The organism is Glutamicibacter uratoxydans (genome assembly GCF_050753455.1).
GTDB classification, from domain to species: Bacteria; Actinomycetota; Actinomycetes; order Actinomycetales; family Micrococcaceae; genus Glutamicibacter; species Glutamicibacter uratoxydans_A.
Genome location: NZ_CP192736.1, coordinates 3,348,746 through 3,363,610, shown reverse-complemented (window position 1 = coordinate 3,363,610; position 14,865 = coordinate 3,348,746). Strand labels below are relative to the sequence as shown.

The following is a 14,865-nucleotide window of genomic DNA, read 5'->3' as shown; positions in this document are numbered from 1 at the left end:
GCTAACGCCACAGTTCAGGGGTGAGAACCCCGAAACCAACTTCATCCCCGGAATCCAGCAAGAGGGCGGGAAGGCCTGAGGCCAAGACGGAAGTCACGGCAAAAATGATCGCCAATAAAACAACGGTGGTCTTCAAAAACCATTTTTTGGATTGCTCCGGAGTCACTGGGTTAAAGCCCCTTCTACTGGATGAATGCTCCGAAGCTATCCTACGCACCAAAGCAACCAGCCGCCGATCCCTTGATGGATCGGCGGCTGTGCTATACCCCGGGAACGCGGGTGATGGACTACTGCTTCGGAAGCAAGTCGATATGGTGCGGTGCTGTGGAGACGAGATGCGGCTCGTATTCCTCGTGTTTGCGAACAAAGGCTTTGACGTAGGGGCAGACTGCAACGATCTTGATTCCCGCGGCGATAGTGTCCTGCAGTGCGAAGGTCACGAGCTTTCCGGCCAACCCCTGCCCGCCGTATTCCTCATCAACCGCGGTGTGGAAGAAAATCCGTTCCACCCCAGCGCTGCTTTGGTAGTCGCGGTAATGTGCTCGGCCGATATGTTTACCGGCGTCGTCGAGCACGTAGCGTTGTTTGTCGGGAAGGGCTGCCGGTTGGATCTGGCTCATGATGCTCCTAGAACTGGTCGAGGTGGATTAGGCCGGTGGGTTGTGTCGCGGCCGCAAGCGGACGGTGGGAAGCGCTGGGGCAGGTAATGCAGCCGGTGTTCCTTCGGGGAAGGGTCCAAAACGGTTTTCCGAGGCGTCGCCTGGTTCTGCGCCGATTTCGGCTTGATACTGCTGACGGAAACTGACCACCTCCTCGTGACTGCGGCCCACGAAGTTCCACCACATCAGGATTTCTTCATTCAACGGTTCGCCGCCGATGATCAGGACACGTACTGGCTCGGCCCCTGCCCGGATGGTGAGTTCGCTATGGCCGCGACTAATGAATCCAAGTTCGCGGTGTGCAAGACCCCGCCCGTTAATCGTTGGCTGCCCTAAATCGACCATGACCCCGTGCTCGTGGTCCGTCGGCACTTGTAGAACCACCTCGGTGTGTGGTTTGAGAGTGAGTTCGGCGCCGGTGATGGCGCTATGCGTGCGTACTGGTGCGGTCGACCACTGCGTTTTGGTACCCAGTGTGCCCAGGAACACCGAAAGCGTCCAGCCATCACCGAGAAGCGGTTCGGGACGGTAGTTTTCAAAGGTTGGTGGCATGTGCCGGGCGTGCTCAGGTAACGCAATCCAGAGCTGAGCGCCGTGGAGGACGGTTGTATCCGCGGTGGAAAATTCCGAGTGGGTGATCCCGTGTCCAGCGGTCATGAGGTTCACTTCGCCAGGTACAACCGTGGCTTCAAAGCCCGCGGAGTCCAGATGATCGATGGCTCCGGTAAACAACCATGAAACGGTCTGCAGGCCGGTGTGTGGGTGCCGGGGAACTTGCATGCTCGGGGTGTGCCGGACATCGTCTGGTCCGTAGTGGTCTACGAAACACCAAGCGCCAATCAGACTGCGCTGCTTCTGTGGGAGAGTTCGGTACACCGTCATCGCACGAGCCCCGCCCAGTGGGACTGGGCGGGGCTCTAACACTTCGACAGGCTTATCGGTTCCACTATTGGCGCAGTCAATTTCTGCCGGAGCTTGCTCAAGGTTGCTCATGAGTCCAGCTTAGGATTTTCGCACCAGCATTCCTAGCCATAGCAACACGGTTCCACACCATGCGGCCACCGCAACCCAGATGAAACCTTGCCCAAAGAGTTGCAGGGCAGGGAAGTCGGTTTGTTCCCCGAGGAACTGGCAACAGCTAGCTAGCATCCCCAGAGGGAAGACAATAGCCCACAGTCCGGTCTCATACTTCAGCGGAACACGGTGCACCAGATGGCGCCAGAACCCGAAAATGACGAGCAATGGAATGAACCAGACACCCACCGATAGGAGAGCGAAACAGGTGAAGGCGATGGTGGGGAAGAGCCAGGACTCAAGTGTGCCCTCCCGGGTGAGGTGCAGTAATTGCGAACCGGTCATTACGGTGATTGCCGTGGCACCCATGAAAATCCAGTAGGTGGGGGAGAGTGTTTCTGGGCGATTGGGGTAGCGCAGCATCCGCACGGTCACCAAGGTGGCAATCATCAGATACAGCATGCAACCGAATAACCAGATGGCTAGTGCAGCAATATTGCCCAAACTAAAAATGGTGGTGGGGTGGAAAGCGAAGGTGCTGGCCACGGCTTGGGTCGCCACGGGCCACAGGAACCAGGTTCCATGCGCGTGAGCTAGCCCGGGTTCGGGCCGCTCAATGAGCACCAAAAGGGCTGGGAGGAGGTAACACATTCCCACCCACAGCACCCCTCCGGTGATGGCTACAGCCAATGAGATCCGGGTGTATCCCAATGTTCCCAAGTCGAGGGACACCACGGTGGCTGCGGCGACAATGGTGAAGAAACCGAAAGATGTCGTGGGGTTTCGCAGATCATTGAGCAGCGCGGAACGGTAGCGGATGATGCGCACAATTAGCGCGCCGAGCAGAAGTAGCAGCAGTACCAGCCCAGTCCACGAGAAAATCTGCCCCAGCCCACGGTGGCCAGCCAATCCCAGACCGTATCCTACGATGCCCGTGGCCATCACCGAGGCAAAGACGGAAGGTGGGAGCCTAGCAATCCAATTGGAAATACTGGGGGAGTTGGTCTCTGTAGTCACGTTCACCGATCACCTGATCATCTTGCTTACTCGCCCTTACTTGCCCCGAATCGCACGTGGCGCACTTTCTAAAGTACTTCACTCGGAGCGCTGGTCGTATCGGCCTAGACTTGAAGGTAGCTCAGCTACTGTGGGACACCTAGTTAGCGTCCCACTTTCGAAAGGCGGAAATGAATGGGGCCGGTTAAGAATCCGGACGAATTGCTCAAGCTGGAAAGTCAGGTGTGCTTCGGGGTTGCCGTGGCCTCACGTGAGGTGATTTCGGCCTACCGTCCGGTGCTTGAACCATTAGGGCTAACTCATCCGCAGTACTTGGTGATGCTCGCACTGTGGGAGCACGCTCCTATTGGGGCACGGGAATTAAGCTCACTTCTACACTTGGATCCCGGAACGCTTAGTCCTTTACTCAAGCGCTTAGAGAGTCGGGAATTGGTGACTCGTCGCAAGAACCCGGAGGATGAGCGGGCCATCTTGATCGAATTAACCGCAGACGGCGCCAAGCTGCGTGAACAGGCTTTACAGGTGCCGGTTCAAATGATGCAACGCTTAGAACTAGATGAGCAGGACGTGCGTGACATTCAGCGGCTCATGGGGAAACTTGCCACGGCCGCCAGTAAGTCGCGCGGTTAGCCGGTTTTTAGTTGGTGCACCAACAATTGGCGTACAATGATAATTAAGTCTCATGAAGATTGCTGCCGACCGCTAGGGGAATGATGAACGAGTCACCGCTACCGATTGTTTCCGATACCACCGGACTGAGTCGGGGGTACCGCTTTCTGTGGAGACTAAAATTCATGGCACTGATGATTTTCGGGCCAGCCGAGCGCTCCATCCACTCCAGCCCACGCGAACGCCATAAGTGGGAACGGGCCATGAGGGTGCTGCGTGCCCACCAGGCTGCCGGGACGGAACCCGATGAGCAAACCGTGCAGACCGCCGCACGGATGGAACCGCGCTAAGCTGTTTCAAGTCGACCTGCAGTTACAGTTCACGGTAATCTTCAAACTATGAAGGACATGACCGAACTAGTACTCACTCGCCAATTTTCTGCCCCGCGTACCGCTGTCTGGGCCGCATTTTGCGAACCGGAAATCATCGCCCAGTGGTGGGGTCCGGCCGGTTGGGATGTTCAGGATTCTTCGGTCGTTTTGGAACCCAAGGTCGGTGGGCGGCACGAATTGCTGATGGTTCAGCAAGCCGACAAAACGCAACAGGTGCCACTGAAGGCAACCATCACCGAATTCGATGAGTACAAGTGCTTTGCTAGTGCCGATGGTCCGCACGAAATGACCTTGGACCTAGTGATTCAGACGCGCGTTGACTTCAATGAGTTCGCTGGACGCACAATAATCACGTTGACTCAGGGACCGATTCCTTTTGAAGTGCTCACTACCAGCCAGCAGGCTTGGGAATCCGCGCTCGATAAGTTGGATGCCTTACTCGGACAGTTCTTCGCTTAGCCCGCTCGGAAACTACACCGGCTTTGATACCAAGTAGGCGCGCACTGCGTCGACTTTGGCGGTTTTCGCTGTACTGGCGAAGCGGAAAACGTAGCTAAATGCGACCGACACTTGGCGAATATTGGTGACCTGACCATCGACGCATGCCTCTCGACCATGTGTCAGGATGCTGTTGAAACTCAGACTGATGTTGTCCCGAGCCCCGGTCACCCAGTCGGAGACCTCGTTTAGGCCGTCGAGTTTCTGGAATCCCACGACCTCCCACTGAACATCCGGGCTCAACCATTGGTGAAGATGCTCCAAGTCTTTGCTTTGTATGGCGACGATCAAGTCTCGAACAATCTGCGCCCGTGGTGCGTTACCGCACCCTCCCTCGGGCTCTCGGATTTCTAGCGACTGTACGGTGCTATCCGTCATGGTTGCGACCTCCGCGTAGGCTAGATGTGACGTTAGGCATCACTCTACGCGCTTGAGCTACGGTAACGCGCAGCGAGGTAGGTTAGCCGCGACCAATAAACGGCATCCCTGCCGCGGTCAGTGTTAGCTGATTGATTGAGGCGCTCGCCGGCGCGTTGGCGATAAAGGCTACCGCTGCGGCCGCCTCCTCAAGCGGGAAGGTGGGTTCCACCTTGCGTGACCCATCGGCTTGTAGTGCTCCGGTGGTGGTGCCCAACTGATTCATGATGGCGCTGGCCGTATTCCCAATGTCGATCTGCGATGCACTGATCGCCCAAGGACGTCCGTCAAGTTCAATGGATTTCGTCAGCCCGGTGATCGCGTGTTTGGTCACCGTGTAGGCGGCCGAGAGGGGGCGGGGTACTTGGGCGGAGATGGAGCCATTGTTGATGATCCGCCCCCCACCTTCCTCCTTCATGTGATTGAACGCTGTGCGTGCACAGTTGATGGCCCCGGTGAGATTGACTGCGCATAGTGCTTGCCACTGCATATCGGTCAGCTCGCCAATATGCACCGCCGGCCCAAAGCTTCCGGCGTTATTAAATAGCGTGGTGATCCGGCCAAAGCGCTCAGCGGTTTGGGTGAAGAGATCTTCGACTTGAGAACTTTGCGTGACATCGGTGGGTACCACCAGGGCGCGCTCATGACCGTTGGAAACCTTTTCGAGGGCATGGGAACTGCGCCCAGCCAAGGCAACATTCCAACCTTGTGACAGGAGTAGCTCGGCGGTAGCTTTGCCGATGCCAGAGCCGGCTCCGGTTATGACGATGGTCCGAGCGAGTTCGCGGGACGAGCCGTTGGGGGGATTCATGATGACCTCCAGTGTTTGCGGGCCGGGTCGGTAGCCTCGCCGTTAGGCAAAGCGTGTCATGCGGCGTGGTGTGAAGCGTAGTTTTTGCCACTAGGGTTGTGAGTAGGCTCACTTAATCTTAGTATGCGATAGGAAGTTTCCATAAAGCGGAAGAAATTGGATAGTTTGATTTCCGCTGAAGGGTTCGACAGATCGAAAAGGATTTCATTGATGACTGTTGTTGAAGAATCACCGAGCGTAACGCGGGCCGAGGCGAAATCGGAGCCGATTCGCACCGCAGGGCAAACCCGCGGTCTGCCGGAGCATATTTCTCAGATTCGTAGTGGTCTGACGTATCAGTTATCCGATCAAGACCCGGAAGAGACCCAGGAATGGTTAGACTCTTTCGATTCACTGGTCGAGTCGCAAGGAACCGAACGCGCTCAGTTCATCATCCGCTCGCTGCTGCAACGCGCGGGAGCGAAGTCCGTGGGGGTCCCGATGGTCACCACCACCGATTACGTGAACACGATCCCGGTCGATCAAGAACCCGAATTCCCTGGTGATGAGCAAATCGAACGCCGCTACCGGGCCTTTATGCGTTGGAACGCAGCGATCATGGTCCACCGTGGGCAACACCCCGAGATCGGGGTCGGAGGCCATATCTCCACCTACGCGGGGGCCGCGACTTTGTACGAGGTCGGGTTTAACCACTTCTTCCGCGGTCAAGACCACCCCGGGGGCGGGGATCAAATCTTCTTCCAAGGCCACGCTTCCCCGGGCATGTACGCTCGCGCGTTCCTGGAAGGACGCCTCACCGAAGAAGACCTGGACGGGTTCCGGCAAGAAAAGTCTAAAGAAGGCCACGCCTTACCGTCTTACCCGCACCCGCGGTCCATGCCCGAGTTCTGGCAATTCCCGACCGTGTCCATGGGGCTAGGCCCAGCTAACGCGATCTACCAGGCCCAACTGAACCGGTACCTGCATAACCGGGGGATTAAAGACACCAGCGATCAACACGTGTGGGCGTTCCTCGGCGACGGGGAAATGGACGAACCAGAATCGCGCGGCTTTTTACAGCTGGCAGCGAATGAACGTCTGGATAACCTGACGTTCGTGGTGAACTGTAACCTGCAACGCCTGGACGGGCCGGTGCGCGGTAACGGGAAAATCATGCAGGAACTCGAAGCGTTCTTCCGCGGTGCCGGGTGGAACGTGATCAAGGTCGTGTGGGGCCGCGAATGGGACACCCTGCTCGAATCCGAGCAGGGCAATGCTCTGGTTGAGGTGATGAACCAGACCCCGGATGGGGATTATCAGACCTATAAGGCCGAGTCTGGTGCGTTCGTGCGTGAACACTTCTTCGGTCAACGCCCGGAAACTAAGGAAATGGTCAATCACCTCAGTGATGATCAGATCTGGAATCTGAAGCGTGGCGGGCATGATTACCACAAGGTGTATGCCGCGTATCAGGCCGCGACCGAGTTCAAGGGCAAACCCACGGTGATCCTGGCGAAGACCGTGAAGGGTTACGGGTTAGGGCCGCATTTCGAGGCCCGTAACGCGACCCACCAGATGAAGAAACTCACCTTGGAGGATTTGAAGGGGTTCCGGGATCATTTACGGATCCCGATCACTGATGAGCAGTTAGAAGCTGACCCGTACCTGCCCCCTTACTACCGGCCCGAGGCGTCCTCGCCAGAGCATCAGTATCTGATGGCCCGGCGGGCTGAGCTGGGTGGGGCGATCCCGGAGCGTCGGACCCACCAACAGAAGCAGATCAGCCTGCCCGCGGCGAAGTCTTACGCGATCGCGCAACGCGGGTCAGGGAAACAGTTAGCCGCGACCACGATGGCGTTCGTGCGTCTACTCAAGGACTTGATGCGGGATAAAGACTTCGGTCACCGCATCGTGCCGATCGTGCCCGATGAGTCCCGCACCTTCGGCATGGATTCCTTCTTCCCGACCGCGAAGATTTATAACCCGGCCGGGCAGAACTACCTCTCGGTGGACCGGGACCTGGTGTTGGCGTATAAGGAATCCCCGCAGGGCCAGCTGATCCACCCCGGTATTAACGAAGCCGGCGCGGTCGCAGCGTTCACCGCCGCCGGGACCTCGTACGCCACCCACGGCGAAGCGTTGATCCCGATCTATGTGTTCTACTCGATGTTCGGGTTCCAACGTACCGGGGACGCGTTCTGGGCGGCCGCGGATCAAATGACTCGCGGGTTCATTATTGGTGCGACCGCTGGCCGCACCACCCTGACCGGTGAAGGGCTACAGCACGCGGATGGGCATTCCCCGCTGTTAGCGCTCACGAACCCGGCCGTGGTCACCTATGACCCGGCGTATGGGTATGAGATCGGGCATATTATGCGGGCCGGGATTGAACGCATGTACGGGGGGCAGCACCCAGATCCGAACGTGATGTACTACCTGACGGTGTATAACGAGCCGATCAGTCAGCCCGCTGAACCCGAAAACGTGAACGTGGACGGGATCCTGAAAGGGATCTACCTGTTGAAGGAAGCGAGTATTGACGGGCCTCGGGCGCAACTGCTGGCTTCGGGGGTCGCGGTGCCGTGGGCGTTAGAAGCCCAACAAATCCTGGCTACCGAGTGGGGGGTGTCTGCTGATGTGTGGTCCGTGACTTCGTGGAACGAACTGGCCCGCGAAGGACAGACCTGTGACCGGGCCGGGCTTGATGACCCGGCCGCCCAGCCACCGGTACCGTACCTGACCCAGCAACTGGAGTCAGTGACCGGTCCGGTGATCGCGACCAGTGATTACCAGCGCGCGGTGTTGGAGCAGGTACGCCCGTATGTGCCTGGTGAGTTCCATACCCTGGGCGCGGACGGGTTCGGGTTTAGTGATACCCGGGCCGCGGCCCGCCGCTACTTCAAGATCGACGCGCATTCCTTGGTGGTGAAAACCCTGCAGACCCTCGCGAAGCGGGGAGAGATCCCGGCCGAGACCCCGGTCACAGCGCATCAGAAGTATGACCTGAACAACCCGAACGCGGGTTCCTCGGGTAACGCCGGAGGCGACGCCTAAAGGACAGCAGAAGTAGCGAGCACCGACCCTTTATCTAGGGACGGTGCTCGCTACCGCTATGCGAAGCCGCATGACGCGAGCAAAATATGGTGATACCGGCTCAGCCCGCGGTGAACCTGTAGGGTGGACTGGTTGTTTGGGTTTCATCGATAAGTAGGGCTGTTCCGTGTTCGTTGACGTATTGTTCGGCGTTCTCCCGCTGTTCTTCTTGATGTTGGCGGGATACGGAGCCAGCTATTCCAAACGCTTCGCCAGCGTAGAACCGGCCCTGAACGTTTTTGTTTTCTATGCTGCCTTACCCGCGCTGCTCTATCAGGTGGTTGCTCGCGCCGATATCAGTGGTGGTGTCCCCAGCGAATTCCTCTGGGGGAGTGCTGGCGCGGCTTTACTCAGTGCCGTCCTGTTCTGGGCAATCTTTCGGTATCTGATTCGGTTGGGTCGCGCCCGAAGTTTGGCGGGCATGCTCACCGCCAGTTTCGGTAATGTCTCCTACCTGGGGATCCCGGTAATTCTGGGTGTCCTGGGCCCACAGGCTGGATTTGCGGCCGGGATGGGTCAGCTAGTGCACAACGTGATTTTCATGGTCGGTTTTCCGGTGCTGGCGCAGATCGCGCTGCCGGCCACGCAGGCCAGCGGACAGCGCCCCAACTTTGGGCGGATTCTGCGCACGATTCGCGCGGCGTTGCTCTACAACCCGGTGACCTGGGCCATGCTTGCCGGAGGCGCCGTGGTGACCTGGCAAATCCATTTACCCTCTCCCGTGGACGCCACCGTTGACATGCTGGCCGCCGCTGCGGCGCCCGGGGCACTGTTCACTATTGGCCTGTCCTTGCGTCGTACCGTGCAAAGGCTGAGCAGGACCCGGGTTGTGCCGGATTCGGGAGAAGGGCAACGCGGTGCGTCCAGCGCCATGCTGATCATGGTGCTGGGCAAACTGCTGGTTCTTCCGCTGCTTACGGTGGGCGTGCTACGGCTGTTCGCTCCACAACTGGATGCCGTGTGGTTTAACGCTGCCGTGCTGATGGCAGCGGTTCCCACCTCGGCTACCGCGTACATTATGGCGCAAACCGATACCGGGGATGGGGAGCCGACGGCGCTAGCCATAGTGATCACCTGCGCGCTGTCCCTTTTGACTCTGCCGCTTTTGGCGCAACTTTTTATGCAGTAAGCCCTCGAAAGAAGGGTAAACATTGCGCCGCAGCTGGGTCCTGGCGGCAGTTAAAAACGTGAAGACCACATTAACGCCTCAGAAATGTGGTCTTCACGCAGCTTTGTGGTCATCCGCCGAACATCGGCGAAGAAGGATTACCGCTTTCGCGGGAACATCCGGATCCAAGCGGTGAGCGGTGCGCCTTGAATCCGTACTTGACTGCTCAGATCGGGATCCGAGCAAGAGATCGGCTGGAATAGTCCAGTTTTCAGTGCTTCGGTGGCCGCAAGGACCGGGCTTTCCTTCGAGGTACTTGTGGGATGTGCCGTGGTGGTCATGCGACCCTCCTTCTAAGAAATTATTCCGCAATGCGGAAACATCTTTTTGTGATGTGAAACTAGTATGCCGCCTGTTTCTGGTCAGCGCAAGGGTTTTGGGAAAGTTTGTGGCCGCGTGAACGCCAGGTGAATTGAGTAAGTATGACTTGAGAAAAATGTGCGGCTAAGGGGTTGACTCGAGCTATGTGATCTGGCTTACAGTAGTGGAACAAAGATTCCACGATCCAAAAACATCGAGTCGAAGCCGGTAAGCCAGCCGGTTGTAAGGGTGTCAGCGCATCGGGTTGTGGAGGTACGACTTTTCGAAAGAGCTGATCACCCATGAAACTGGCGGAATTTAACTCCCTCGACGGCGAGCAGGCGGCTGAGGTCTTGCGTCCCTGCATCGATATCGACCGGTGGATTTCGCAGATCGTAGACTCCCGGCCTTTCGCGTCCCACGACGAACTTTTGCGGGCCGGCGAAAGCAGCGCCAACCCCTTCACTGATGCCGAGCTGGACGCTGCACTGGCGCACCATCCTCGCATCGGCGAGCGAGCCAGCGGAGAGAGCCAGGAAGCAAAACTCTCACGCAATGAACAAGCCGCGTTGAATCTCGACGCGGATATCAATGCCCGCTTAGCCGAAGCCAACCGTGCCTACGAAGAGCGGTTCTCTCGGGTCTTCCTCATCCGTGCCGCCGGCCGTAGCAGCGAAGAAATTCTCAGTGAATGCCAGCGTCGGCTCGGCAATGACGACATCACCGAACTGCGTGAAGTCTCCGAGCAATTGCGCGCTATCGCGGTGCTTCGACTGTCGCAAGCGGTCGACGCACCAAGCAACTAATGACCTTAGACCCCTTTATTTAGGAGTGACTAATGGCAGATGACCAGGCTCAACGCAGCCACATCACCACCCATGTACTCGACACCGGGACCGGGAGGCCTGCCTCCGGTGTCAAGGCCACGCTGGAAGCCAAGCAGGCAACCGGCTGGCAAGAAATCGGATCCGGTACGACCGATGCGGATGGCCGCATCAAGAACCTCGGACCGATACAGGTTGAAGTAGGCCACTACCGGGTTTCCTTCGAAACCGGTGACTACTTCGGGAAGCAGGGAACGGAAAGCTTCTTCCCCGCGGTAAGCATCGACTTCTACGTCAACAACGTCGATGAGCATTACCACGTACCCCTTCTTATCAGCCCGTTTGCATATTCCACGTACCGAGGGAGCTAGAGAAATGACCACCGCAGCAACCGCACCAACCAATACCAAGATCGTGCTAGGCCAGAACCAGTACGGCAAGGCCGAAGTTCGTCTAGTGAAAATCACCCGCGACACCGACCGCCACCAGATCCAAGACCTGAACGTGACCAGCCAGCTCCACGGCGACTTCACCGAAGCCCATGCCAATGGTGACAACGGCCTTGTGGTACCCACCGACACCCAGAAAAACACCGTTTACGGTTTGGCCCGTCACGGCGTGGGTGCCATCGAAGAATTCCTCATCAGCTTGGGTGAGCACTTCACCGGTGAGTTCGAATGGATCACCGGCGGACGCTGGGCAGCTCAGCAGTTCTTCTGGGACCGCATCAACGATCACGACCACGCCTTCTCGCAGAACAAGTCCGAAGTTCGCACCGCGGTGCTAGAAATTGCCGCCAACGGTGAGAAGAGCATTGTGGCCGGTTTGGAAGATTTGACCGTGCTGAAGTCCACTGGCAGTGAATTCCATGGTTTCCCGAAGGATCGTTACACCACGCTGAAGGAAACCAGTGACCGCATCCTGGCTACCGATGTCACCGCGCGTTGGCGCTACGACGCCGAGGCCATCAAGTCCGGTATCGACTTCGATGCCGTGTACACCTCGGTGCGTGCACTGCTACTGACCGCTTTTGCGAACACGCATTCCTACGCCCTGCAGCAAACCATGTTTGAGATGGGTAAGGATGTTTTGGAAGCGCATCCAGAGATTGCCGAAATCAAGATGTCACTGCCTAATAAGCACCACTTCTTGGTGGATCTGGAACCATTCGGCCAGGATAACCCGAATGAAGTGTTCTTCGCCGCTGACCGACCTTACGGTTTGATTGAAGCCACCGTCACCCGGGCGGAAACCGAAGCTTCGCATCCTATCTGGACCAATATTCCAGCCTTCATCTAATCCATCTCAATGGTTGGTGTGTGCCCGTGGTGCTACACGGGCACACTCCGGCAGCGACTGACTACTAGGAGGTCAGCCATGAGTGCTGCGCATTCAAAATCTATCAAACCTCGCCGACCCGAAGACGAGAGATTACCGTTCGGGAAGACCATCGCCTATGGTCTGCAGCATGTGCTGACCATGTACGGCGGGATCATCGCTCCACCGCTGATTATCGGCGGGGCGGCCGGTTTGAATGCTACGGACATTGGTCTACTGGTCGCCTGTTGTCTGTTCGTCGGTGGTGTCGCCACGATCCTGCAGACCATCGGTATTCCCTTCTTCGGTGCACAGCTACCCCTGGTGCAGGGCACCTCCTTCGCCGCGGTGGCCACCATGGTGGCGATCGTTAATGGCGGAGGCGGGATCCGGGCGGTTTTTGGGGCGGTGCTTGTCGCCTCAGTCATTGGTTTTCTGATCGCACCGTTCTTCGCACGGATCATTCGGTTCTTCCCGCCGGTGGTTACCGGTGTGGTGATCACGATGATTGGTGTCTCGTTGACCCCGGTGGCCGCGAACTGGGCTATGGGCGGCAATGCCCAGTCCGAGGATTATGGCTCGTTGGCCAATATTGGTTTGGCAGCCGGCACCCTGTTAATCGTTTTGTTGCTGTCCAAGGTGGGTAGTGCGGCCATTTCGCGACTCTCGATCCTCTTGGCCATCGTGATTGGTACCATCGTTGCGGCAGTGCTGGGTATGGCTGACTTCTCGAAGGTGGGCCAAGGCGCGTTTTTCGCTTTCCCGCAGCCGTTGGCCTTCGGCTGGCCAATCTTTGAGATTGGCGGGATTATCTCCATGACCATCGTGGTACTGGTCATCCTGACCGAAACCACCGCAGATATCCTAGCTGTGGGTGAGATCGCGAAGACTAAGGTCGATTCCAAGCGTATTGCCGACGGGTTGCGCGCCGATATGGCTTCCTCGATCCTTGCCCCGTTTTTCAACACGTTCACCCAGTCGGCCTTCGCACAGAATGTTGGTCTGGTTGCCATTACTGGTGTGACCAGTCGGTTCGTGGTTGCTGCCGGTGGCGGCATCCTGGTGGTGCTGGGTCTGCTGCCAGTGTTGGGACGCGTGGTTGCCGCCGTGCCAATGCCGGTGCTGGGCGGAGCGGGAATCGTGCTCTTTGGCACCGTGGCCGCCTCGGGAATTCGTACCCTGTCCAAGGTCAAGTACGACGGCCCGAACCTGGTCATTGTTGCCGCATCCATTGCCTTTGGTTGCTTGCCGATCGTCAAGGGCGATTTCTACGCAAACTTCCCTGCCTGGTTTGAAACCATCTTCCACTCCGGGATTTCCTCGGCAGCCATCATGGCTGTCCTGCTGAACCTGCTGTTCAACGAATTCCGGAAGGGCTCGCCGGGCAAGGATGGCTCGGTCTTCGCGGCGGCCCCACCGCGCCTGGTGAAGCGCGAAGAAGTTTGCGGATTGATCGAGGGGGACCACTTTGAAGATGGCAAGCTCATCGACAAGGACGGGGCGGAAATCCCGGTGGTTACTAGTGAAGAGTTTGAACAAATCATGACCGGACAAATCGATTTGGTGGAATTGGAGCGTAACGGACATTCCAAAAGGGGCGGACACTGAATCCGAGACCGAGGAAGACCCGCCCGATAAGTAAGTACTTCATGACGGCACACCAAAGCGCCCCGCCTGCGGGGTGCTTTGGTGTGCCGGATCAGAGTTGGCTTGGTCGCGCCGCTTCGCGCATCCTGGTGGCCGCCTGATCGAGCAGTCCGGCAAGGTGTACGGTCTGCGCTAAAGGCATCAGCTCGGATTCGAGTTTCTGCGCCGCGAGACACTCGGCCACATGGGCAGCCTCCCATGCTAAACCGAGCGCCGGTGAGGTTTCGGCAAACTCCTGCTCGTCGGCCACCGTCCCATCAAGCTGGCGCAGGATCAGCTTCGACGGCGCATAAAGCGGGGCGCAAACTTCCAGAATCCCATGCTCCCCAACAAGCCAACCGTTATTGGGTAAGCGTGATTTGATGCTGCTGTGCAGGGTCGACAGCGAGCCATCGGTGTTGGTTAGGACCATAGTTGAATAATTATCTACTCCGTTAGTGGAAAGTTGTCCGGAAGCATGCAGCAGTTCGCGCGGCTCTGCAATGAGGGCGGACAGTGCCAGTGGGTAGATCCCCAAATCCAAGAGGGCCCCACCACCCAGTGCCGGATCGTGCAGGCGGCTCGTCGGAGAGTAAGGGAAATGATCACCCAAGGAGGCGGTGAAGGAAGTGATCCTGCCTAGCGTTCCTATGGCAAGTAGCTCGCGGATCACCCGTCCGGAGGGGATGCAACGGGACCACACCCCTTCCATGGCGAAGACCCCGGCGCTGCGCGCTAGTTCGGCCAGTGTGGTGGACTGCTTGGCATTCAGGGTGAAGGGCTTTTCCACAAGTACATGTTTTCCGGCCTTGATCGCTTGTCGAGCCAGCTCGAAATGGGCGCTATGTGGAACCGCGATATAGGCGATATCGAATTCGGCCTGCTGCAATAGTTGACCGTATTGCCCAAAGGCTTGGGTGTTCGAGTCCCCGTAGGTTTGTGCGAACCTAGCCGACCGCCCTCGGTCCCGCGAAGCCACCGCGGCCACGCGATGCCGCGTTTGTTTCAAGGACTGGGCGAACTGTGCGGCAATATATCCCGGACCCAAAATTGCCCAGTTCAGTGGCGGAGTCTGCCGGGGCTCGGGGACCGGCGCGGAGGGGAGTGACAAGGCAGGATTCATGACTCTATTCCGGATAGC

The 14,865-nt window shown here is 58.0% G+C and carries 17 protein-coding genes; 9 read left to right on the top strand and 8 right to left on the bottom strand.

What is annotated here, in order from left to right:
- Position 1: 1 nt before the first annotated feature.
- The 4 genes from ACQQZ8_RS15335 to ACQQZ8_RS15320 all read right to left on the bottom strand — a co-directional run bounded on the left by ACQQZ8_RS15335 (position 2) and on the right by ACQQZ8_RS15320 (position 2,690).
- A complete protein-coding gene (locus ACQQZ8_RS15335) occupies positions 2-136 on the bottom strand; it encodes a hypothetical protein (RefSeq protein ID WP_431710667.1) in 135 nt (44 codons plus the stop codon).
- Positions 137-287: 151 nt separating this feature from the next.
- A complete protein-coding gene (locus ACQQZ8_RS15330; protein WP_431710666.1) occupies positions 288-620 on the bottom strand; it encodes a GNAT family N-acetyltransferase in 333 nt (110 codons plus the stop codon).
- A gap of 27 nt (positions 621-647) precedes the next feature.
- On the bottom strand, positions 648-1,652 hold the full coding sequence (locus tag ACQQZ8_RS15325; protein WP_431710665.1) for a pirin family protein: 1,005 nt from the start codon (positions 1,650-1,652) through the stop codon (positions 648-650).
- A gap of 9 nt (positions 1,653-1,661) precedes the next feature.
- On the bottom strand, positions 1,662-2,690 hold the full coding sequence (locus ACQQZ8_RS15320) for a tellurite resistance/C4-dicarboxylate transporter family protein (protein WP_431710664.1): 1,029 nt from the start codon (positions 2,688-2,690) through the stop codon (positions 1,662-1,664).
- 174 nt (positions 2,691-2,864) lie between these two features.
- On the opposite strand from ACQQZ8_RS15320, the gene ACQQZ8_RS15315 reads away from it, so the two are divergent.
- From ACQQZ8_RS15315 to ACQQZ8_RS15305, 3 genes are all read left to right on the top strand, one after another.
- Positions 2,865-3,320 carry a MarR family winged helix-turn-helix transcriptional regulator gene (locus tag ACQQZ8_RS15315; RefSeq protein ID WP_431710663.1) on the top strand — a complete coding sequence of 152 codons (456 nt, stop codon included), beginning with the start codon at positions 2,865-2,867 and terminating at the stop codon, positions 3,318-3,320.
- A gap of 164 nt (positions 3,321-3,484) precedes the next feature.
- Positions 3,485-3,649 (top strand): hypothetical protein, encoded by a 165-nt coding sequence (locus ACQQZ8_RS15310; protein WP_431710662.1) that lies wholly within the window; start codon positions 3,485-3,487, stop codon positions 3,647-3,649.
- 48 nt (positions 3,650-3,697) lie between these two features.
- Positions 3,698-4,150 (top strand): SRPBCC family protein, encoded by a 453-nt coding sequence (locus ACQQZ8_RS15305; RefSeq protein ID WP_431710661.1) that lies wholly within the window; start codon positions 3,698-3,700, stop codon positions 4,148-4,150.
- A gap of 12 nt (positions 4,151-4,162) precedes the next feature.
- On the opposite strand, the gene ACQQZ8_RS15300 is transcribed toward ACQQZ8_RS15305, so the two are convergent.
- Both ACQQZ8_RS15300 and ACQQZ8_RS15295 read right to left on the bottom strand, forming a co-directional pair.
- Positions 4,163-4,567: a nuclear transport factor 2 family protein gene (locus tag ACQQZ8_RS15300; RefSeq protein WP_431710660.1), complete on the bottom strand. Its 405-nt coding sequence runs from the start codon at positions 4,565-4,567 to the stop codon at positions 4,163-4,165.
- 82 nt (positions 4,568-4,649) lie between these two features.
- Positions 4,650-5,417: an SDR family oxidoreductase gene (locus tag ACQQZ8_RS15295; protein ID WP_431710659.1), complete on the bottom strand. Its 768-nt coding sequence runs from the start codon at positions 5,415-5,417 to the stop codon at positions 4,650-4,652.
- Between the two features lie 210 nt (positions 5,418-5,627).
- On the opposite strand from ACQQZ8_RS15295, the gene aceE reads away from it, so the two are divergent.
- Entirely contained in the window at positions 5,628-8,450 is a 2,823-nt protein-coding gene (gene aceE, locus ACQQZ8_RS15290; protein WP_431710658.1) for a pyruvate dehydrogenase (acetyl-transferring), homodimeric type, read from the top strand.
- A 166-nt stretch (positions 8,451-8,616) separates the two neighbouring features.
- Positions 8,617-9,618 (top strand): AEC family transporter, encoded by a 1,002-nt coding sequence (locus ACQQZ8_RS15285; RefSeq protein WP_431710657.1) that lies wholly within the window; start codon positions 8,617-8,619, stop codon positions 9,616-9,618.
- A gap of 137 nt (positions 9,619-9,755) precedes the next feature.
- Here the strand turns inward: ACQQZ8_RS15285 and ACQQZ8_RS15280 are convergent, their stop codons facing one another.
- The gene (locus ACQQZ8_RS15280; protein ID WP_431710656.1) at positions 9,756-9,938 is read right to left on the bottom strand and encodes a hypothetical protein; all 183 of its coding nucleotides are present in this window, start codon (positions 9,936-9,938) and stop codon (positions 9,756-9,758) included.
- A 321-nt stretch (positions 9,939-10,259) separates the two neighbouring features.
- Between ACQQZ8_RS15280 and uraD the strand changes: the two genes are divergently transcribed.
- The 4 genes from uraD to ACQQZ8_RS15260 all read left to right on the top strand — a co-directional run bounded on the left by uraD (position 10,260) and on the right by ACQQZ8_RS15260 (position 13,706).
- Entirely contained in the window at positions 10,260-10,763 is a 504-nt protein-coding gene (uraD, locus tag ACQQZ8_RS15275; RefSeq protein WP_431710655.1) for a 2-oxo-4-hydroxy-4-carboxy-5-ureidoimidazoline decarboxylase, read from the top strand.
- A gap of 32 nt (positions 10,764-10,795) precedes the next feature.
- Positions 10,796-11,152: a hydroxyisourate hydrolase gene (uraH, locus tag ACQQZ8_RS15270; protein WP_431710654.1), complete on the top strand. Its 357-nt coding sequence runs from the start codon at positions 10,796-10,798 to the stop codon at positions 11,150-11,152.
- 4 nt (positions 11,153-11,156) lie between these two features.
- Positions 11,157-12,080 (top strand): factor-independent urate hydroxylase, encoded by a 924-nt coding sequence (gene pucL / locus ACQQZ8_RS15265; RefSeq protein ID WP_431710653.1) that lies wholly within the window; start codon positions 11,157-11,159, stop codon positions 12,078-12,080.
- A gap of 78 nt (positions 12,081-12,158) precedes the next feature.
- A complete protein-coding gene (locus ACQQZ8_RS15260) occupies positions 12,159-13,706 on the top strand; it encodes a nucleobase:cation symporter-2 family protein (protein ID WP_431710652.1) in 1,548 nt (515 codons plus the stop codon).
- 91 nt (positions 13,707-13,797) lie between these two features.
- Here ACQQZ8_RS15260 and ACQQZ8_RS15255 read toward each other — a convergent pair whose 3' ends face one another.
- On the bottom strand, positions 13,798-14,847 hold the full coding sequence (locus tag ACQQZ8_RS15255; RefSeq protein ID WP_431710651.1) for a Gfo/Idh/MocA family protein: 1,050 nt from the start codon (positions 14,845-14,847) through the stop codon (positions 13,798-13,800).
- Positions 14,848-14,865 lie beyond the last annotated feature (18 nt).